This is a genomic window from Apibacter sp. HY039 (assembly GCF_004023655.1).
Lineage (GTDB): Bacteria > Bacteroidota > Bacteroidia > Flavobacteriales > Weeksellaceae > Apibacter > Apibacter raozihei.
On the sequence record NZ_SAYM01000001.1, the window covers coordinates 545871 to 565911 of the forward strand.

A 20041-nucleotide genomic window follows, 5' to 3' on the forward strand; every position below is an offset into this window, starting at 1 on the left:
AATAATATTTAAAAATTAAATAATAATGAGAACAGCGTTAATTGTTGGTATAGTATTCATGATTTTTGGAGGTGCTATTACATATATTCAAAATAATAGTTCCAGTGAGTCTTTTATAACTTTTCCTATGATTATTGGGGTGCTTTTTGGTGCAGGCCTAGGATTAATTGTAGGGTCTATAATGGGTTATAATAGTAAAGCCAGAAGTGTCAAGTTAAAACAGGCGAAAATTAAACAAGAAGCTCCGGTTATTAAGGCTGAAAGTGAAAATACTTCAGAAAATACTAATTTGTAGATTTATTCTTTGTGTATTTATAATAATACACTGATGGAATTAGTATAAGTAATATTACGGGTTGTATAAGAATTCTTCTTATATAGAATGTAGGCATATACCCTAATCCGAAATTAGTATAAAGCGAACCAATATATAATATTGTAAAAATTATAAATCCAATTATGTAGATATATAAGGATAATTTAAGTATGTTTTTATTATTAAACCATAAATTTAATATTAGGAGGCTTAGAAATGTATTTAAAGTATATCTAAATATTAGTGATAATATGAGTTTTATAATGTTAAAATCAGGAACAGGTAAATGATTAAATTTTGTTTGCTTATAAAAAGCAAGTAGAGGATCATAAAATAAAACAACTTCAAGTCTGCGGATAGTTATCAATAAGATAAAACAAAAAATTATTCCTGATATTCGTATTTTATTTTTCATTTTTTACAAATACAAAATATTTTATCCATATAATCCATAGTATAATAATAAGTCCATAAATAATTGCTGGGAAAATATAATCATGTACATCTTTACCGTACTGAGGATAGTAGTAAAATACATAATTAATGAAAGCAATACGAATAATATTTGCAAAATGAATTATTGGAAGTGTTACTAAAATGTACAATAGCGTTTTTATTTTTCCTGAAGAAAAAGCGATAACAAATGATAAAAAAAGTATAATCACAGAAATAGCATTACAGCCCTCATTTACACCACTTATATACTTATTATTTATTGAAAAATGCATGTAATTTTCTTGATTGAAATGATGTGTTTCACTTGGAAAACCTACAAGATTTAACAATAAACTGGATTGCTTTGCCACCACTTCTGTAAAAGGATCGCAAGTTTTTAATATGTCTTGATAGTAATTTAAATACAAATAATAGATTGCTATGAGTACAATATATACTGCAAAAAATTTAATAAGACTTAGAATAATTGGTTTATATTCCTTCATAATTAATTGCTGGTAAATAGTTTACAAATGTACATATATTAAAATTAGTAATTAGATAAGAATTGAAAATAAAAAACAGGTTTTACAAAAGTGAAACCTGTTTTTTATTATTGTTTTATTATTTTTAATCTTTATTTCCTTCCTTTTTTTCAGGTCTTGGTAATAAAACTTTACGGGATAATTTCATTTTCTTTTTGTCATCAGTTCCCAGATATTTGACTTCAATGATATCTCCTAGGTTAACGGATTCTTCTACTTTTTCAAGTCTTCTCCACTCCAGTTCAGAAATATGTACTAGACCTTCTACACCTTTTGATATTTCAACAAATGCTCCGAAAGGCTTAATGGATACAACTTTAGCTTTGTATATTGTTCCTACTTCCGGAACGAAGGCAATTTGTTTGATTCGTGCAATTGCATCATCAATTTTTGCCTGATCTACACCGGAAATTTCAACTCTACCCACATCATCAGTTTCTTCAATAGTGATGATAGTATCTGTATCTTTCTGAAGTTGTTGTATTATTTTTCCACCAGGGCCTATAACTGCTCCAATAAACTCTTTAGGAATATCTAGCGAAATTAATTTAGGCGCATTTGGTTTTAAGTGCTCGTTAGGAGCAGGTAATGTTTCCAGAATTTTACCAAGTATATGTAATCTTCCCTCTTTTGCCTGATTAAGTGCCTGTTCCATGATTTCAAATGATAACCCCTGAATTTTTATATCCATTTGACAAGCAGTAATTCCATCTGCTGTTCCGGTTACTTTAAAATCCATGTCTCCTAAATGATCTTCGTCTCCTAGAATGTCTGAAAGAACACTCCATTTTCCTGAAGATTTATCTGTAATTAACCCCATCGCTATTCCGGATACAGGTTTTTTAATTTGAATACCTGCATCCATTAGTGCTAATGTTCCGGCACAAACCGTAGCCATAGATGAGGAACCATTTGATTCCAAGATATCAGAAACTACTCTGATAGTATAAGGAGAATCTTCAGGGATAACTTTTTTAAGAGCTCTTTGAGCTAAATTTCCATGTCCAATTTCTCTCCTTGAAACACCTCTTATGGGTTTTACTTCACCGGTAGAGAAAGGAGGGAAATTATAATGTAAATAGAATTTTTCTTCATGTTGAGAAATTACATTATCCACTCGGTTAGCATCTAAAGAAGAACCTAAAGTAACTGTAGTTAAAGACTGAGTTTCACCTCTTGTAAATACTGCTGAACCATGGGAGCCAGGTAAATAATTAACCTCACACCAGATAGGACGAATAGTTTTTGTATCACGTCCATCTAAACGTATTCCTTCATTAAGAATAAGTTGTCTGACAGCTTCTTTTTGCACATCGTGAAAATAAGTTTTTGCCAGAGATTCTTTTTCTTCTCTTAACTCCTGTTCGTCTTCAGTATATTTGGAAGCAAGAAAGTCTTCTAAAACCGCCTTAAACTTTTCACTTCTTTCATGTTTGTCAGATGGATTTTTTGCTATATCATAAACTTTTTGATAGGCATAATCCGTAATTTCTTTTCTTAGATCTTCATCATGTTCTTCATGACAGTATTCTCTTTTAACTAATGATTTTTCAACCTGAGAAGCCAATTTTTCAATGGCCTCAATCTGTTTCTTTATAGATTCGTGAGCATAGCCTATTGCATCAATCATTTCTTTTTCTGAAATTTCACTCATTTCACCTTCAATCATTACGATAGAATCTTTAGATGCACCTACCATAATATCTAAGTCAAAACCATTTTTCATTTGTTCAAAACTTGGATTTATAATAAGCTTTCCATCTTTACGGATTACTCGTACTTCTGAAATAGGGCCATTAAAAGGCAAATCTGTAACAGCTATTGCTGCAGAGGCAGCCAAACCGGCTAAAGAATCAGGAAGTACGGAATCATCATATGAAATGAGCTGAATCATTACTTGGATTTCTGCGTGGAAATCATCAGGGAATAAAGGTCTCAATACTCTGTCAACCAATCTCATGGTTAAAATTTCTTCATCTGTAGGTCGGCCTTCTCTTTTCATAAAGCCTCCCGGAATACGTCCACCGGAAGAAAATTTATCTCTGTAATCAACAGTTAAAGGTAAAAAATCGGTTCCTGGTTTTGCCTCTTTTGCAGCTACTACTGCAGCTAGTAACATAGTACCACCACATTTTACTACAACAGAACCATCCGCTTGTTTCGCCAGTTTTCCTGTTTCCAGAATTATTTCCCGGCCATCTTCTAAAATAATTTTTTCTGTAATTGCTTTTGGAATTTCCATAAAAAATTCAAAAATTATAATTAATACTTTATTTATATAAAGTAAAAAAGAAGACGATTACATTTAAATCAATAGTTAACTCTTTTGAAATAAACATTCAGAGAACACTCAAGTCCATTAAAATAGTCAGATTAATGGAATTCAGTGCTCTTTGTGTTTTTATTGAGAAGTAATTAACGATTAGAATATTAAATGAAACTTTCTTCTTTTTTAACTTGTTTCGAAAAAAATGTAAAAAAGGCAATTATAAAATTGCCTTTTTTAATATTCTGCATTTACTTACGAATTCCTAATTCCGCAATAATAGCTCTATACCTTGTGATATCTTTTTTCTTAAGGTAATCAAGCAATCTTTTTCTTTTACCTACTAGAGTTACTAGAGCTCTTTCAGTATTGAAATCTTTATGATTTCTTTTTAAGTGCTGAGTTAAATGGTTGATTCTAAAAGTAAAAAGAGCAACCTGCCCTTCTGCGCTTCCGGTATTTTTTTCGTCTTTACCGTGTTTAGCGAAAATTTCTTTTTTAATTTCTGTTGTCAGATACATGCCAATATTAATTTTGAATGATTATTATGTATTGTCCTGCAAATATATAACAATTATTGCAAAACACAAAACTATTATATAAAGCAGAGAGATATGAAAATTTCATATCTCTCTGCTTTTTGTTATATAAAAATGGTAAACTATCTGGCTAAAGGAGTGTACTCCAGAACAACTTTGCCGTTCTGTACCATTTGAAGGGTATAATTGTTAAAAACAAGAGTACTTTTTTGTCCTAATAAAGTTAATAAGTCAGATTCTTTATTTTTTTGAGCACATGCCATCATAGTTGATGCCATAGGGGTAGGGGTAAACATATTTCCAATTAAGGCGAAACCTCCATTAAATTGATTGCAACCTCCATTACCGTATACTCTATGTTCATTGAAATCAAATGTAATGTTAGGAATTGTACCTTTAAAAGCTGTGCCTGCATCAACTCCATTAATTGATTTTAAAACCCAAGTACCTTTAAGTTTTGATGCTATTTCTTTATTTTCTACTTTATCGGATACTGTTTTAGCAGTGTCGCAATTTTGTAAAGTAAAGGATATGCAAGTTAAAAATATCCCAATAAAACTAAATTTAATTAAATTTTTCATTTTTTTGTATTTAAGTAATATACTTAATTCAAATAGTTTGCCAAAATGAGAAAATTTCCAGTTTGCTTATTTATCTAAAAGTTCGTTTACATCTTTAAAACCTCCTCCGTTATAAATATCGGAAAAACCTTGTGAGGTAAGATATTCCACAACTTTACCTGATCTATTACCAGACCTGCAGAAAACAACTAAAGGAGTGCTGAATTTTTTTATTTCTTCAATTTTCTCTGGTATTTCATTCATTGGAATAAGTATGGCGTTCGGTACCTTTCCTTCGTTAATTAATTCTTCTTCTTCTCTTACATCCAAAAGCGTAACATTCGGATGATTAATAATTTCTTTTAAATTCATTTTATTACCAAATTATAATTCTTTTATTTTTAGGCTTAAACATTTTATCTCCTTTTTTTACTTTGAAAGCTTTATAGAAACCATCTATGTTTTCCAAAGGAGCGATTGCACGGTAATATCCTGGTGCATGAGGATCTGTTTTTATTTGATTGCTGAGTGCTTCATCTGTTATTTTGGTTCTCCAAATGGTAGCCCAAGATATGAAGTATCTCTGTTCAGGAGTAAAATTATCAATTTTTTTAGGTCTACCTTTATCTGCTAAATAAAGTTCTAACGCATCAAAGGATATGGCTAGTCCGCCTAAATCAGCAATATTTTCACCCAGTGTAAGTTGTCCGTTTATATTTGCACCTGGTAAGGGTTCGAACATATTGAATTGTTCTACAAGGGCCTGAGTTGCTGTTTCAAATTTCTTTTTATCTTCAGGGGTCCACCAGTCTTTTAAATTTCCTTCTCCGTCAAATTGAGATCCGCTATCATCAAAACCATGTGACATTTCATGTCCGATTACAGCTCCAATACCCCCAAAATTTAAAGCAGCATCTGCCTTATAATCGTAAAAAGGTGGTTGCAGAATAGCTGCAGGGAAAACAATTTCGTTATACATAGGGTTGTAGTAAGCATTTACTGTTTGCGGAGCCATGAACCATTCGCTTTTATCCACGGGCTTACCTATTTTATTTTTTTCTTTATTATAATTAAATATTATGGTGTTAAGGTTGTTTTGAAAGAATGAACCGCCGTTTTTTATTGATTTAATTTCCAGTTTAGAGTAATCTCTCCATTTATCCGGATAACCTATTTTGACTGAAAATTGGTTAAGTTTTTCCAATGCTTTTTTCTTCGTAGGTTCAGACATCCATGACAAATTTTTAATATGAATAACAAAAGATCTTTCCAGATAGTCTATAAGTTCTTTAGCATTAGCTTTAGCCTCTTCAGGAAAAACTTCGGCTACATATAATTTCCCAAATGCTTCTCCCATTGAATGATTTATATGTGAAAGGGCTCTTTTGTCTAAGGCTCTTTGTTCTTTTTGTCCGTTCAATGTTCTGCCATAAAAATCAAAATCTATTTCGTCTAATTCTTCTGTTAAACAGGAAGCAGCACTTCTAATGATATAAGCCTTAAGGTAGTCTTTAAGTAGGGCAAGATTTTGAGGGTTGATGTGTTTGTCCAGATTTTCATAATAATTTTTTTCAGGAATAATTACTTTATCTGTTTTGATTCCTAATTTTGACAAGTAGGCAGGTAAATTAACGTTATTAGAAATTTTTTTTAGTTCAGTTAGTGTATAAGGATTATTTAAAAGTTGAGAGTTTCTAATTTTTTCAACGGTTAATAGTTCTGATGCTAATTCCTTTTCAAAATTGGTAATTTGTCTAGCTTTATCTTCAGTATTAGTGTATCCAAATACTTTTAGAAGTTTAGATAAATAATTAGTATATTGAGCAATAACTTGTTTGGATCTTTCATCATCTTTATGGTAATAGTCTCTCCCGAGTCCTAAGCTAGCATCACTTAAATAAACAGCATTTTTGTTACTATCACTAAAATCAGAATCTACGGAAAATCCGTAAAACGGATTCATATTTAGAGGTGTAAATTCTTCGAGCAGCGATTTGAATTGTTCAAACGTTTTTACTTTATCAACCTTATTTAAGTAAGGTTTTACTGGAGATATGCCTTGTTTATTCCTTGCTTTCAAGTCTATAAAAGAAGTGTAAATATCTGCAATTTTTTGACCTTCACTGCCTTTAGGGTAAGATTGTGAAAGTGATTTTTTCAAGATTGTTAGAGAAATTGAATCTGTAGATTCACGAAGTTGATCAAAACTACCCCATCTGGATCTATCAGACGGAATATGTGTAGTTTTCATCCAATTTCCATTTACATAATTGTAAAAGTCGTCTTGAGGTCTCATTTTTTTATCCATATAACTGGTATTTATTGAATGATTCTGAGCAATAACTCCGGTTAAAGGGAGAGAAATAAACGAAAGAATTTGTAAAATTAATTTTCTCATGTTCAGGGTTAAGTATTTCAAACCAAATTTAAATAAAAAACATATATAACCTTCATTTTAACAAAAATTTAAAGACCACTTTCTAAATAATAATATTTAAATTTAGTATTTTTGTTTTCATTAATTCTCAATTACAGAATATCTTTAAAATGAATGAACCAATCTTATACTTAAAAAATGCAAGTATTTATCAGAAAAATTTTTTAGTATTAAATCATGTAAACTTAATATTAGAGAAAGGTGAATTTTCATACCTAATAGGAAAAACAGGAAGTGGTAAAAGTTCTTTATTAAAGGTTTTATATGGAGATATTCCTTTGATAGAAGGTAGCGGTAAGGTTGTAGATATGGATCTTGTTTCTCTTAAGTCTAATGAGGTTCCGGCTTTGAGACGAAAACTAGGTATAGTTTTTCAGGATTTTCAATTATTAACAGACAGGACGGTTGAGAAAAATCTCTTATTTGTATTAAAAGCAACTGGCTGGAAAGATAAATATGCGATTGATGAAAGAATTAATGAAGTTTTGGAAAGTGTAGGCATGTCTACTAAAAAACATAAAATGCCTCATGAATTATCGGGAGGAGAACAGCAGCGTATAGCTATTGCCCGTGCACTTCTTAATCATCCGGCTTTAATTTTAGCTGATGAGCCAACAGGTAATTTAGACCCTGAAACCTCAAATGAGATTATGTTGTTATTAAAAGGTATTGCTGAAAAAAATCATTGTGCCATTCTCATGGCTACTCATGATTATTCTATGATTAAAAATTTTCCGGCTAAAACTGTAAAATGTGAAGACGGGAAAGTTTATCATGGTGACTCGGAAGATCTGTTCGCTTAACATAGACGCTCATTCTACATGAGTTAAATTTTAATGATATCCATTCTCATACCTGTTTTTAATTACTCTGTAAAAGATCTTATTATTGAGTTAAAAAAACAAGCAATTGAATCTGATTTACCCATTGAAATTTTAGTGTTTGACGATTGCTCAACAGACAAAGATATAAGTTTGTTGAACAAAGAAACTTGCGAAGTTTATGAAGTTTCTTACGTATTATCAGAGCAAAATGTGGGTAATGCAAAAGCCAGAAATTTTTTAGTTGGTAAATCCACTTTTTCCTGGCTTTTATTTATAGATGCGGATATGTTTCCTGTAAATAAGGATTTTTTATTTAAATATATAGAATCTACAGTGTTAAGTGAAGACGTCATTTGTGGGGATGTTGTGTATAAGAATGAAGTTCCTTATGAGGGAATATTACGATGGAAGTATGGAAGAACTCATGAGCAGGTAGATTTTAATTCCAGAATAAAAAATCCTCATCTTATGTTTCGCTTAAATTGTTTTATGATAAAAAAAGATATTTATTTAAAATATCCTTTTCCGGAGCTAAACGAGACTTATGGTTATACAGATATTTTTTATTCATCTCAATTAAAAAAAAATGGTATAACTGTCAGGCATATTGAGAATCCTATGTATCACTTAGGCCTGGAGAGTAATGAGAAATTTTTATTTAAAACAGAAAAGGCTGTACGGAATTTGGCTCATGCTATGCACGAAGGAAAGGATATATCACTAATTAAATTAGCATTGTTTTATATAAAAATTAAACGCCTTTATCTGGATATAGTTCTTCGTTATTTATATAAAATATCATATTTTTATATAAGAAAAAATCTGCTATCTAAATCTCCTTCAATTTTATTATTTCAGTTTTATAAATTAGGTTATTTGTCAGAATTACTTGCTCGTAAATAAATATCAATTAGTTTATTTTCCTGATTTTCCCAGCAATATTTTTCAGCTGCTTTTCTGAGATTGTACTGATAAAATTTTTTACCATTTTGCATTACTAGTCTAATTTTTTTTGCGATTTCCGATGCTTCATGATTTATTATTACTTCACCTATCTGGTTTTCTTCAATTACAGATTTTATTTCCGGAAGAAATGTTCCTACAATAGGTATTCCAGAGTGTATATAATCAAATACTTTATTAGGTAAAGAATAATAATAACTTAACCCGCAGTTCTCTTCAAGGCTTACACCTAAAGATGCTTGTGGAGTTATAATTTTTAATTCTTCCGGCAATTTATGTCCTAAAAAATCAATATTATTTAATTTTAAGTCACGTACTAATGTTTTTAAACGATTTTCATATAAACCGGTTCCAACTATCCAAAGTTTAAATTGTGGAAGAAGAGCCATTGCATGTATCAAGTGAATAAGGCCACGCCCTTCTTTTAATACGCCTTGATAAATAATAATCTTAGAAGCAGTGCACTCATTTAATTCTTTGTAGTAGAAGTAAGGAGTATTATTTATCACTGAAGGTTTTTTATTATATGTTTTGTAAAAATAAGAAGCATAACCGTTACTTACGGTATAAAAAGAATTAATACGGGGAATTAAAAATTTTTCTAATAGTTTCCAAACTTTTTGCGAATATCTTCCTTGTACAGAGGGAAGCTCGGAGTATATTTCATGACTATCAAATACCAAAGGTACTTTCTTTATTTTTGAAACAAGGTAATTAGGAAGTAAAGAGTCTAAATCATTTGATGCAAGTATCGTGTTTTTGTCAGTTCGTAACAATAATCTCCAAAAAAGTTTAATATTAAATTCAGCAAATAATAAAAAACTTTTATTAAATATCAAGGGAATTCTATAAGCAGGATATTCCTTTTTTAGTGGAGGAGAGCCATAAAGATTAGTGCCAATTATATTTATATTAAAATTATGTTTTTTTAAGGAAGAACAAACTTTACTTACTCTTTGATCTGTGGAAATGTTATTTATTACCGAAATTAGAATTTTCAAAAAATGATAATTTAAAATATTTATTCAAAAATAACAATAATAAATAATTAATTTTGAGTAAAATCTTAAATATGTGCGGGTTTTCAGGAATATTTACAAAATCTAAAATAAGTTCAAGTGCATTAGTTAAATCATTAAGTTCTATTAAACACAGAGGTCCTGATGATTCATTAATAGTTACCCATCATGATCAAAAAAATATAATTTTTAGTTGCCATTTGTCAAATAATTATTCTAAGTCTTGTTTTAAAAAAGTAGATGAAACAGAAAGCAATAATTGGATTGGATTTAATAGGTTATCAATTCTTGATTTAAGTAAGAAGGGAATGCAGCCTTTTTTTGATCAAAATACTGAAACCTCATTCATGATGGTTGGTGAAATTTACAATTATAAAGAGATTAGAACCAAATTTTTTAGTTCTAACGAGATATTCAAAACTGAAACCGATACAGAAGTTGCTTTCAAATTATTTTTAAAATTAGGAAATGAATTTATACATGAGTTAAATGGAATGTTTTCCATCGTAATTGTGAAGTATAAAGAAAATAAAGTTTCTATTTGGAGAGATAGGTTAGGTATAAAACCTTTTTATTATACGCTATGTGGTAATAGTTTTATTTTTTCATCAGAAATAAAAGGTATTTTTGGAACGGAAAAACTTAATAAGCACATCAATTATCGTAACCTGGCATATACATATTATTTAGGAACAAGTATTTCTCCTCTTACTATATATAATGATGTTTATTCTCTGCCACCGGCAACATACATGGAGGTTGATCTTGATTTATATTCATACAAATCTTATCCATACTGGAAATTAAAATATAATGAAGAGTCGGAAATAATAAGTAAAGAGGAATTCTTAGAAGATATTTCTTTAATAGTTAGAGAAACCTACGTTCCGCATATTAAAAAAGCAATTATGCTTAGTGGAGGGATTGATTCAGGAATAATGGCAAACTATTTTAATGAATGGATGTCTGAAATTCATGGTATTTCAATATACAACACAAATGATGATAGTTTGAATGAGCTTGAATATGCTAAATTGAACTCAAAAAAATCTGGAATAAAATTGACTGATTTTGAAGTTCCAGATACAGTATCACTAAAAACTATTATTGATTATGTTTTATCAGAAGAAGAACCGGCAATTAGTCCCGAACCTGCTTTATTTCTATCTGAGAAAGCATATAATGATAATTATAAAATATTGTATAGTGCTTTAGGAATAGATGAATTATTTGGAGGATATTCATATTATAAGTTAGCAAAAATGTCCTCTTATTTCAAAGGGATGTTAATGTGCAAAAATTTAAAATATTTGTTTAAATCTAATACCAATAAAAGGAAAAAATGGGAGGAAATAAATACATACGGCTTTAAGGCTTTACCTTTTATAATTAGAAGTAAATTTAGCTGGAATGATATTGTTAAGTTATTTAATTCTCATGATAGTGAAGAGTGGAAGCATCCTGTTGAATATATATTTGGTACAATTAAAAATACTTTGCCAGAATGGGAAACAATGCCCATATTAAAACAGATTTCGTGGTTGGATTTCCATTATTATATATCTTCACATCATTCATTAAGATCAGATCAGCCAGCTATGAAATACTCAATTGAAATGAGATTTCCTTTTTTAAATCATCAGTTTGTACAAAAATATTTTAATCAAAAATATTTGTTTGAAGGTATTTTTAAAAATAACAAACCTTTTGTAAGAGATAGAATAGATTCAATAGTAACCGAAAAAATATTAAAAGCAAAAAAACGTGGATTTAGTATGCCTGTTTCTTCTTGGATAGAAAATGTGGATAAGAATCTATTTAATGACAAAATAGATTTATTGTTAACAAATAATAGTTTTTCACCCGAAGATATAAAGTACTATAAACAAAATGGAACTGCTTATCAAAAATGGATGTTATTTTCAACATCAATACTTATTAATGATATTGACTATAAATGATTTTTTTAATCTATTATAAAATTAATAAAATTTGGCTTAATCAATTTCCAATCATATTTAGATAAAGCAAGTTTCCGAGCATATAAACCATCCTTTTGATAATCAGATTGATTATGGATGTAATATGATATTTTATCTATGATTTTGTTAATGTTGTTAGGTGATTCGATATATCCAATTTGATTTATTTCGCTTATATAATTTTGTATAGCTTTTAATTTAGAGTAAATAACAGGTCTCCCAGCAGCCATATAATAAAATATTTTTATTGGTAAGCTATAGGAATTATAAAAATCAGGTTCTCTTAAATCTAAAAAAAAATCATTTTTACCGATTTCTTTACAAAATATTAAAAAAGGTAATTGGCTATTTTTTTCAATTTTAAGATTTTCAGGGATTTTTTTTGTATAAACAAATTTGGATGTATTAGAAATAATATTTAATCTAAATTTAATATTAGGGTGTTTTAATGCCAATTTTATTGAAATATCCATAACTGAATTAAAGCCTTTATCTTTAGTTAAGTTTCCAGCATAGAATAAAGCACACTCTTTAGATATATCATTAAATTTATATATTGGGATAAGTGAAGTATCAGAATAATAAGGTAAATACATATATTTTTTAAAAGGATAAAGAATTTTGAAAATTATTGATTTGTAATATTCCCCGAAAATAAAATTATTTACTTTAGATGATGAATAGATTAATAGTAAAAATAAGATAGTAGCTTTTATTGTTTTTTTTAAATAACTAAGATCATGTAATGTATTTTTAGTAGGATACCATTCTGTAACATCATATATAATTCTAACGGTCTTATTAGTTTTTTTATAGTTAGAAGCTGCTAAAATAGCGATAGGTGTATCACAAATAATGACATCAGGGTTTATAATACTCAAAAAAAAAGCTATTTTTTTTATCACCTTTTTTTTTGGCAAGTCTTTATCATTAAAGCAATAACAGTTTTGAATTAAACTTTTGTCAAGTCTAGACGAAATAATATGTATATCACACTGCTTCTCTTTTAGCGCTAATGCTTGCTGGTAATAGACTCTTTCGTCATCAGGATAATGGGCCGTAAGTGCAAATGCAACCTTCAATTTTTTATAAATTTAAACAAAAGTAAGCTTTTCCATATAATCAATAAATGGAACTAAATATAAATTAAAATATAATAAGAAATTTAATTATTTTTTTTTGTTCAATGAGTATTTTTGTAAATTGTTATACACATCTTCTTAATGAATATTTATATAAAAAAAATTAAAACAATCACTTCACAAAGTAAGGTTTTTGAGAATTATTTTTTTATGACAATATTAAAGTTGTTATCCACTCTTATTGGAATGGCTCTTTATCCTTACTTAATTAGAACTTTAGGAATAAAGCCTTTTGGAGAGTATATATTTGCTCAATCAATTATTTCTTTGTTCACAATTTTTGTATCCTTTGGATTAGATCTACCAAATACAAAGAAAATTGTTGAAAATAAAGAAGATGTAAGTATAAAAAGTTTCATAGTTTCCGGAGTTTTCACTTCAAAAGTATATTTATTTTGTATATCAATAATTTTATTTTTTCTTTTGTTATTGATACTTAGAGATAGGCTAATAAGTCCTCTTGTTTTTATAATCTGTTTTAGTCAAATAACCTCAGAAATATTGTTTCCAATATGGTATTTTCAGGCAGTTCAAAAAATGAAAATTGTTACTTATTTACAGTTATCTTGTCGTTTAGCAACTATTCCTTTTATTTTGATATTAGTAAAAACTCCTGAAGACCTATGGGTTTATGCTTGTATAATTTCTTTATCAGTTATTTTAGGTGGATTAATGTCTTTATACATCATATTAAAAAATGAAAAAATACAATTGAGATTTATTAAATATTATTTTTTAAAAGATTTTTTTAAAGAAGCGGTTCCTTTTTTTTGGTCAAATTGCATAGGAACTGTTAAAGAACATTCTGCAACAATTATCATAGGTGTTTTTTTAGGTATGAATGAAGTAGCTGTTTATGATTTGGCAAAAAAAATTATTGTTATTCCTAGAATGCTTACTGTAAATATCAATAGTGCTTTATTTCCTAAAATTATTCAAGATAATAATAAAACAAAAATTAAAAAAATTATTAAAATTGAGACATACATAGGATTAGTTATCATTATGTTTATAATGATTTTTGGATATTGGATTGTATTATTTCTAGGAGGGAAGTCAATGATATTATCCTACCCTGTATCTATAATATTAAGTATAACCATTATTTCTTGGCTGATAGTTGGAGCATTCATTAATTTTATCTTTATTCCTCAAGGATATTTTTATTTAATCACTTGGAATCAAATAGTTGCTTTTTTTTCTTTTATTTTAGCCTGTTCCTTACTTTTTATTTACAATAGTATAGTAGTTGTAAGTATAGCTTTAGCATTCTCAGGAATTTGCGAAATAGTTTTTTGTAAATATCTGATTAAAAAACTCCGTTTACGATGAGCCGTCCGAAAGTTTCTGTTTTAGTACTAGTATATAATGTTTCAGATTATATCGAGAAATGTACTCTTAGTTTGTTAAATCAGACTTTTCAAGAAGTTGAATATGTTTTCATTGACGACTTTAGCACAGATAATAGTTTGGATGTACTAATGAAAGTCATAGACAAATACCCTCATCAGAAAAAAAATATTAAAATAAAAGTTCATAAAAATAATAAAGGAATTGCATTTAGTAGAAATGAGGCTATTAATTTTTCTCAGGGCGAATATATTTTGTTTGTTGATGGTGATGATTATATAGAGAAAAATATGATTGAAAAACTTTATAAAGAAGCAATTAAAGATAAGGCTGATATTGTAGTCTGTGATTTTATTGAAGAAAGAAATGATAAAGCACTAAAAATGACTGATAAAGTATATAGCTCAATGGATGAGAATTTTGTAAATATGATAATTAATGAATCCTCTCATGCTTATCTATGGAATAAGTTAATTAAACGAAGTTTATTTAAAATTAATGAGTGTAGAATACCGGATCAATTAAATTACTGGGAAGATTTGTTTCTTATGACAAAATTCTATTATTTTACAAATAAAATTTCTAAAGTAAATTTATTTCTTTATCATTATAATCAGAAAAATCCTTATTCTATAACAAAAGAAAAAAATAGAATGCATTTTGAAAATTCTTTACAATATTGGAAATGTATAGATGATTTTTTAGAAAATCATAAGGAACTTATCAAACATAAAGAATTGGTTCAACAATTAAAGTTAAAAACTAAAGTTAATTTAATGTTTAATACGCAATCAGCTCATTTAAGAATTGAGTATGCAGATATGTTCTCTTACGAAGAAAAAAAATATTTTAATCAATTAAAAATAACCCAAAAAATAATGCTATTTTCCACTCGTAGGAAGTGGAAAAATTTTACTCGTTTGCTACGAACATTAACGCTTATCAAAAAACGAGTTATTAGATAATTAATCTATAAAACTCTTCCATAGATTATCATTATCAGGAACCGGAGCTTCCAAACTTATTATTTTCTTGGTAACAGGATGACAAAATTCTATTTTTCGGGCCAATAGATGTATGCTGCCATCAGGATTTGATCGATCAAATCCGTATTTTAAATCTCCTTTAATGGGAGCTTTAATCGAACTAAGCTGAGCTCGTATCTGATGATGTCTTCCGGTTTCCAGATCAACTTCTAAAAGTTGATAGTGATCTGAAGTTTTAATAATTCTATAAGTGAGTATAGCCTCTTTAGCTCCCTGTGTTTCGTATTTAAAAATAATTGATTTATTATTTTTTTCATTCTTTTTTAGATAATGTACAAGTCTTTGAGAATCTGGTATTTCACCTTTTTTAACTACAGCCCAATACGTTTTTTTTATTTCTCTCTTTTTTAACATTTCTGTTAAACGGCTTAATGCTTTACTGGTTTTGGCAAAAACCACAATTCCAGAGGTAGGGCGGTCTATTCTGTGAACTAATCCGGCAAAAACATTGCCCGGCTTGGAATATTTCTTTTTAATATAAGCTTTAATTTCGTCTATTAGTGGAACATCTCCGGTTTTATCGCCCTGAACGATCTGACCTGCTTTTTTATTAATAATAAGAATATGATTATCTTCAAAAAGAATTTGATTTTCCAGAAACATAAATTACAAATTTGACTTATACATTAAACTTAAAAACTTTCTTCGGAACTTGGAAAACTTAGATTTTTAACATCTTTTACATAATCAGAAACAGCTCCGACTATTTGTTCATGAAGATTTAAATATTTTCTTGCAAATTTAGGTTTAAAATTTTTGTTAAGACCTAATAAGTCATGAATTACTAAAACTTGTCCGTCTGTTTCATTTCCAGCACCTATTCCAATAGTAGGTATAGATATTTCTTTACTGACTTTTTCGCCTAAAGCAGCAGGTATTTTTTCGAGTACAATTGAAAAACATCCTAATTCTTCCAATAGTTTAGCATCACTAATAAGTTTTTCAGCTTCAGCCTCTTCTTTAGCTCTAAGCTTAAATGAGCCTAATTGATTTATAGATTGAGGAGTCAGTCCTAAATGGCCCATTACAGGTATTCCTGCATCAAGTATAGCTTTAATAGAATTTTGTATTTCAATTCCACCCTCAATTTTTACGGCAGCAGCCCCTGATTCTTTCATTACTTTAACAGCAGAATCATGTGCTTGAGAAGAGTTTGCTGTATAAGTACCGAAGGGTAGATCAACAATCAGCATGGCTCGTTGTAAAGCTCGGCTCACAGATTGTGCATGATAAATCATATGTTCCAGTGTAATAGGCAACGTAGTTTCATAACCAGCCATTACATTAGCTGCGGAATCACCAACTAAAATTGCCTCAACCCCGCCTTCATCTGCCAGGCGGGCAATAGAATAATCATAGGCTGTTAACATGGATATTTTTTCTCCGGAAGCTTTCATTTTTTTGAAAGTTTCTACAGTTACTTTTTTTATATCGGAATGTATGGACATAAGTTTTAGATTAAAATTTTTACTGAGTTTATAAAATTGTATTTTTTGTCTCAGTGTGGACATTCATTTTAAGTTTTACAGGTTGACCGTCAATCATAGTTTCAACTTCCAGAAAAGAGTCAACATTGTCTGAAATATAATATTGGTGGGAAATATCATAAATGAATTTACCTTTTCCGGTACCAGCTCCGGAAGCATTAGTATCGTAAGTGTTCATATTTAACTTATAATTCTGAATATAATCAAAAAATGCCTTTCCTTCTTTTATTTCACGTAAAGAGTAAGTGGTAGTTAAAGTCATTTCAGACAAATTATTTCCAGGGTACCGGAAAGGAATAGTCGTAGAAAAACTATCACCGATTTTTATCTTTTTATTAATTAAGAGACTTTGTTTAAGAGATTCCTGAATAAGTTTTTTCAACGTTTCCTTTTTTTGAATATCCAGTGATGAATTTTCAACGGACAAAATCTGTGGATACTCTCCCTGCTTATATTTACCTTTAAAAATAATATCATTGATAGTGGATTCCTGTGCATTTACTAATTTTAAGGTAAATGGAATCGTGAAATCTTCAGACTCTTTTTCAGTACGCAGTATATATTTGGTCTTTTCCTCAATTTTTTGAGTATTGGATTCTTTCTTAGATTTTTTTTTGCCTAGGTTTTGAATTTCTATAGAAAAAAAAGTTTTTTCTTCTTTAGTATATGTTGTTGAAGGTTTATACTTAATAATCAAATCTAAGCTATCCATTTGGGCAATACCATTGATACTCAAAAGGAAAATAGGTATGAAGAAATAGGGTAAAACTTTCATAAAGATAAAATTTAAATTATTGTTTTATAAATTCCCAATTTTCAGAATTGGTATGATTTAATTGAACATTTACACTAGGATAATTTGATTTGATATATTTAGCGATCTGTTCAGCAGCATATACAGAACGATGTTGTCCTCCTGTACAGCCAAAGTTTATTTGTAAAGATGAGAAATTTCTTTCTACATAATTATCAATTGAAATTGAAATTATATTTTGTATACAATCTAAAAAAGAAGGCATAACAGTTTTTTCCTGAAAAAACTCTTTAATTTCTTGATCCTTTCCTGTAAGATATCTTAGTTCTCCAAACCGATAAGGATTTAATATCCCTCTACAGTCAAATACATAACCTCCACCATTACCTGTAGAATCTTCAGGGTATCCTTTTCTATAAGAAAAGCTTTGTACAGTTATTTCTAAAGGTTTGTTCATGGTCATTTAATTATTTGATTTATTTTTATTTCAGTTTTATTACTAATTAAAATCTGGATAATTCTGTTTAATTCAGGGTACTTATGCAAAATTAAGCTTTCTTTATGTAAAATTTTCAGATTGTTAATGCCTAAAATTAAGCTTTCTTTAAAATGCTTTTTTTTCTGAAGAATTCCTCGGAATCCGTAAGCCCCAAGAACTTGAAGCAGTCGTATTAACAGGCAATATTGATAGGAGATTTCCATAGATTTATCTGTAATCGAATGAACTTTCCTTACTTCAGAAAAATAATAATTTTTTAAATTTTCTTTAAAATTTTCAGAAAGTTGTGCTTTTGCCTGCCATAAAAGAGATACCAAATCGTAAAATGGGTTACCTAGCATACCTCCCTGGTAATCTATGAAATAAGGTTCATTATTTTTTACAATAATATTTCTTGCCTGAAAATCTCTAAACATAAATCCCCTAGGCTCCATACTCTCAATAGTTTCACCGATTTGCATAAATTCTTTGAGTAAATCGCTATTTGAGTAAGGTATTTCAAATGGTTGAAAAAAATAAAATTTAAAATAATTTAAGTCATTATTTATTATGTCTTTATTAAAAGATTTAAAATCAAAACATTTTGAATAATCAATTTTATCTGATATGTTAAATTGAAGATTCAATAAATGTTTCAAAGATTTTTTATAAATATTTTCCGAAGTTGTATCTTCACCATTATGTAAAAGTACTTCTAAGAGGGAAAAATCTCCCATATCTTCCTGTAAATACATGTCATTATCTCTGTCAATGCTTAAGATTGAAGGAACCGGTACGTTGTTGTCCTTGAAAATTTTAGAGAAATAAAGAAAAGTTTTATTTTCAGCTATATGGGAACTAAAAGTCAAAATAATTGAGGTCTCAAGAGTTTTTACTCTAAAATATTTTCTTTCAGATGCACTGTTTGTGATCGGTTCTATTGAAAAATTATCGGATTTTAGATAATTTTTTACAAATTCCTGAATTCGATCCGTTTCATTTTCCTTACGCATAGGATATAATTAATATGCAAGATAGGAATTATAGGTTATTTTTGAGTTAAACTATTATATGATTATGGCTTTTGAAAAAAACAAAAATAGATTAATAAAAGGCTACCCACAATAATTCTATACCAGCCCCATATTTTAAAACCATATTTTTTTATTACACCAACAAAGAACTTAATAGCAAATATGGAAACAATAAATGCAATCAGATTGCCGAGTAAAAACATTTCAAGCTTATCACTATTTGCTGCAAGTAATTCATAACCTTTCATATCAATACCGTTTTCCTCCCAGTTTTTAAGTGTTAGCGAATATACAGTTACTGCAAGCATGGTAGGTACAGCAAGAAAAAAAGAAAATTCTGCTGCCACTTCACGACTTAATTTTTGTTGCATTCCACCAATAATTGAGGCGGCAGATCTACTGGTTCCGGGCATCATTGCTAAACATTGCCAGAATCCTATGATGACAGCTTGCTTTATTGATATATCTTCCTCTTTTAAAATGGTAGGATTTTTAAATAAACGATCAACAAAAAGAAGAATTATCCCACCGATTACAAGTACCACTGCAATTGGTATTGGCTTTTCTAAAACATCATCTATTTTGTCGCTAAACAATTTTCCTAGTATCAGAGCAGGAATTACAGCACATACTAATTTTACATAAAAGTTAACTCGTTTAAAATCAAAAAATTTTCTCCAGTAAAGTGCAACAACAGCCATGATTGCACCAAACTGTATGCAATATTGAAACATTTTAAGGAAATTGTCATCTTTCATTCCCAGTATAGAACTGGTGAATATCATATGTGCAGTAGAAGAAACCGGTAAATATTCAGTTAGTCCCTCAACAATTGCTATAATAATTGCCTCTAAAGTACTCATT

Annotated in this window: 21 protein-coding genes; 6 read left to right on the forward strand and 15 right to left on the reverse strand. The window is 29.0% G+C overall.

Annotation, left to right across the window (positions count from 1 at the left end; all coding sequences use genetic code 11):
- Nucleotides 1-25: 25 nt before the first annotated feature.
- Nucleotides 26-295: a hypothetical protein gene (locus tag EQ921_RS02440; RefSeq protein ID WP_128150867.1), complete on the forward strand. Its 270-nt coding sequence runs from the start codon at nt 26-28 to the stop codon at nt 293-295.
- Here EQ921_RS02440 and EQ921_RS15000 read toward each other — a convergent pair.
- From EQ921_RS15000 to EQ921_RS02475, 7 genes are all read right to left on the reverse strand, one after another.
- Nucleotides 285-731, reverse strand: coding sequence for an exosortase F system-associated protein (locus EQ921_RS15000; RefSeq protein WP_128330422.1), 447 nt, complete (start codon nt 729-731; stop codon nt 285-287). The genes EQ921_RS02440 and EQ921_RS15000 overlap by 11 nt on opposite strands.
- Nucleotides 721-1257, reverse strand: a complete 537-nt coding sequence (xrtF, locus tag EQ921_RS02450; protein WP_128150871.1) for an exosortase family protein XrtF — start codon at nt 1255-1257, stop codon at nt 721-723. Before xrtF ends, EQ921_RS15000 begins: the two co-directional genes overlap by 11 nt.
- A gap of 124 nt (nt 1258-1381) precedes the next feature.
- A complete protein-coding gene (gene pnp / locus EQ921_RS02455) occupies nt 1382-3538 on the reverse strand; it encodes a polyribonucleotide nucleotidyltransferase (protein WP_128150873.1) in 2157 nt (718 codons plus the stop codon).
- 275 nt (nt 3539-3813) lie between these two features.
- Entirely contained in the window at nt 3814-4083 is a 270-nt protein-coding gene (rpsO, locus tag EQ921_RS02460) for a 30S ribosomal protein S15 (protein ID WP_128150875.1), read from the reverse strand.
- 140 nt (nt 4084-4223) lie between these two features.
- Nucleotides 4224-4682, reverse strand: a complete 459-nt coding sequence (locus tag EQ921_RS02465; protein WP_128150878.1) for an META domain-containing protein — start codon at nt 4680-4682, stop codon at nt 4224-4226.
- Between the two features lie 66 nt (nt 4683-4748).
- Complete coding sequence (locus tag EQ921_RS02470) at nt 4749-5033, reverse strand: rhodanese-like domain-containing protein (RefSeq protein WP_128150881.1); 285 nt, start codon at nt 5031-5033, stop codon at nt 4749-4751.
- A 4-nt stretch (nt 5034-5037) separates the two neighbouring features.
- Nucleotides 5038-7059, reverse strand: coding sequence for a M13 family metallopeptidase (locus tag EQ921_RS02475; RefSeq protein ID WP_128330423.1), 2022 nt, complete (start codon nt 7057-7059; stop codon nt 5038-5040).
- Between the two features lie 149 nt (nt 7060-7208).
- Here EQ921_RS02475 and EQ921_RS02480 point away from each other — a divergent pair, with 149 nt between their 5' ends.
- The gene (locus EQ921_RS02480; RefSeq protein WP_128150885.1) at nt 7209-7901 is read left to right on the forward strand and encodes a cell division ATP-binding protein FtsE; all 693 of its coding nucleotides are present in this window, start codon (nt 7209-7211) and stop codon (nt 7899-7901) included.
- A 33-nt stretch (nt 7902-7934) separates the two neighbouring features.
- Complete coding sequence (locus EQ921_RS02485; protein WP_128330424.1) at nt 7935-8825, forward strand: glycosyltransferase; 891 nt, start codon at nt 7935-7937, stop codon at nt 8823-8825.
- Here EQ921_RS02485 and EQ921_RS02490 read toward each other — a convergent pair.
- Complete coding sequence (locus EQ921_RS02490; protein WP_164875561.1) at nt 8795-9886, reverse strand: glycosyltransferase; 1092 nt, start codon at nt 9884-9886, stop codon at nt 8795-8797. The two genes, EQ921_RS02485 and EQ921_RS02490, sit on opposite strands and share 31 nt — an antisense overlap.
- A 71-nt stretch (nt 9887-9957) precedes the next feature.
- Here EQ921_RS02490 and asnB point away from each other — a divergent pair, with 71 nt between their 5' ends.
- Nucleotides 9958-11865 carry an asparagine synthase (glutamine-hydrolyzing) gene (asnB, locus tag EQ921_RS02495; protein WP_128330426.1) on the forward strand — a complete coding sequence of 636 codons (1908 nt, stop codon included), beginning with the start codon at nt 9958-9960 and terminating at the stop codon, nt 11863-11865.
- 5 nt (nt 11866-11870) lie between these two features.
- Here asnB and EQ921_RS02500 read toward each other — a convergent pair whose 3' ends face one another.
- Nucleotides 11871-12968 (reverse strand): hypothetical protein, encoded by a 1098-nt coding sequence (locus EQ921_RS02500; protein ID WP_128330427.1) that lies wholly within the window; start codon nt 12966-12968, stop codon nt 11871-11873.
- Between the two features lie 141 nt (nt 12969-13109).
- Between EQ921_RS02500 and EQ921_RS02505 the strand changes: the two genes are divergently transcribed.
- Nucleotides 13110-14360 carry an oligosaccharide flippase family protein gene (locus EQ921_RS02505; RefSeq protein ID WP_128330428.1) on the forward strand — a complete coding sequence of 417 codons (1251 nt, stop codon included), beginning with the start codon at nt 13110-13112 and terminating at the stop codon, nt 14358-14360.
- The gene (locus EQ921_RS02510) at nt 14357-15343 is read left to right on the forward strand and encodes a glycosyltransferase family 2 protein (protein WP_128330429.1); all 987 of its coding nucleotides are present in this window, start codon (nt 14357-14359) and stop codon (nt 15341-15343) included. Before EQ921_RS02505 ends, EQ921_RS02510 begins: the two co-directional genes overlap by 4 nt.
- On the opposite strand, the gene EQ921_RS02515 is transcribed toward EQ921_RS02510, so the two are convergent.
- From EQ921_RS02515 to EQ921_RS02540, 6 genes are all read right to left on the reverse strand, one after another.
- Nucleotides 15344-16027: an RluA family pseudouridine synthase gene (locus EQ921_RS02515; RefSeq protein ID WP_128330430.1), complete on the reverse strand. Its 684-nt coding sequence runs from the start codon at nt 16025-16027 to the stop codon at nt 15344-15346.
- 29 nt (nt 16028-16056) lie between these two features.
- Complete coding sequence (gene panB / locus EQ921_RS02520) at nt 16057-16872, reverse strand: 3-methyl-2-oxobutanoate hydroxymethyltransferase (RefSeq protein WP_128330431.1); 816 nt, start codon at nt 16870-16872, stop codon at nt 16057-16059.
- Nucleotides 16873-16900: 28 nt separating this feature from the next.
- Nucleotides 16901-17686: a hypothetical protein gene (locus tag EQ921_RS02525; RefSeq protein ID WP_128330432.1), complete on the reverse strand. Its 786-nt coding sequence runs from the start codon at nt 17684-17686 to the stop codon at nt 16901-16903.
- Nucleotides 17687-17702: 16 nt separating this feature from the next.
- Nucleotides 17703-18128, reverse strand: a complete 426-nt coding sequence (locus tag EQ921_RS02530; RefSeq protein ID WP_128330433.1) for an RNase adapter RapZ — start codon at nt 18126-18128, stop codon at nt 17703-17705.
- Entirely contained in the window at nt 18125-19156 is a 1032-nt protein-coding gene (locus EQ921_RS02535; RefSeq protein ID WP_128330434.1) for an aminoglycoside phosphotransferase family protein, read from the reverse strand. Before EQ921_RS02535 ends, EQ921_RS02530 begins: the two co-directional genes overlap by 4 nt.
- A 62-nt stretch (nt 19157-19218) precedes the next feature.
- The gene (locus EQ921_RS02540) at nt 19219-20040 is read right to left on the reverse strand and encodes an undecaprenyl-diphosphate phosphatase (RefSeq protein WP_128330435.1); all 822 of its coding nucleotides are present in this window, start codon (nt 20038-20040) and stop codon (nt 19219-19221) included.
- Nucleotide 20041 lies beyond the last annotated feature (1 nt).

Coding starts and splice junctions, on each gene's coding strand:
- rpsO (WP_128150875.1), bottom strand. CDS start 4,083: ATGTATCTGACAACAGAAATTAAAAAAGAAATTTTCGCTAAACACGGT.
- EQ921_RS02505 (WP_128330428.1), top strand. CDS start 13,110: ATGAATATTTATATAAAAAAAATTAAAACAATCACTTCACAAAGTAAG.
- EQ921_RS02485 (WP_128330424.1), top strand. CDS start 7,935: ATGATATCCATTCTCATACCTGTTTTTAATTACTCTGTAAAAGATCTT.
- xrtF (WP_128150871.1), bottom strand. CDS start 1,257: ATGAAGGAATATAAACCAATTATTCTAAGTCTTATTAAATTTTTTGCA.
- panB (WP_128330431.1), bottom strand. CDS start 16,872: ATGTCCATACATTCCGATATAAAAAAAGTAACTGTAGAAACTTTCAAA.
- EQ921_RS15000 (WP_128330422.1), bottom strand. CDS start 731: ATGAAAAATAAAATACGAATATCAGGAATAATTTTTTGTTTTATCTTA.
- EQ921_RS02480 (WP_128150885.1), top strand. CDS start 7,209: ATGAATGAACCAATCTTATACTTAAAAAATGCAAGTATTTATCAGAAA.
- EQ921_RS02470 (WP_128150881.1), bottom strand. CDS start 5,033: ATGAATTTAAAAGAAATTATTAATCATCCGAATGTTACGCTTTTGGAT.
- EQ921_RS02535 (WP_128330434.1), bottom strand. CDS start 19,156: ATGCGTAAGGAAAATGAAACGGATCGAATTCAGGAATTTGTAAAAAAT.
- EQ921_RS02440 (WP_128150867.1), top strand. CDS start 26: ATGAGAACAGCGTTAATTGTTGGTATAGTATTCATGATTTTTGGAGGT.
- asnB (WP_128330426.1), top strand. CDS start 9,958: ATGTGCGGGTTTTCAGGAATATTTACAAAATCTAAAATAAGTTCAAGT.
- EQ921_RS02540 (WP_128330435.1), bottom strand. CDS start 20,040: ATGAGTACTTTAGAGGCAATTATTATAGCAATTGTTGAGGGACTAACT.
- EQ921_RS02530 (WP_128330433.1), bottom strand. CDS start 18,128: ATGACCATGAACAAACCTTTAGAAATAACTGTACAAAGCTTTTCTTAT.
- EQ921_RS02525 (WP_128330432.1), bottom strand. CDS start 17,686: ATGAAAGTTTTACCCTATTTCTTCATACCTATTTTCCTTTTGAGTATC.
- EQ921_RS02510 (WP_128330429.1), top strand. CDS start 14,357: ATGAGCCGTCCGAAAGTTTCTGTTTTAGTACTAGTATATAATGTTTCA.
- EQ921_RS02465 (WP_128150878.1), bottom strand. CDS start 4,682: ATGAAAAATTTAATTAAATTTAGTTTTATTGGGATATTTTTAACTTGC.
- pnp (WP_128150873.1), bottom strand. CDS start 3,538: ATGGAAATTCCAAAAGCAATTACAGAAAAAATTATTTTAGAAGATGGC.
- EQ921_RS02475 (WP_128330423.1), bottom strand. CDS start 7,059: ATGAGAAAATTAATTTTACAAATTCTTTCGTTTATTTCTCTCCCTTTA.
- EQ921_RS02515 (WP_128330430.1), bottom strand. CDS start 16,027: ATGTTTCTGGAAAATCAAATTCTTTTTGAAGATAATCATATTCTTATT.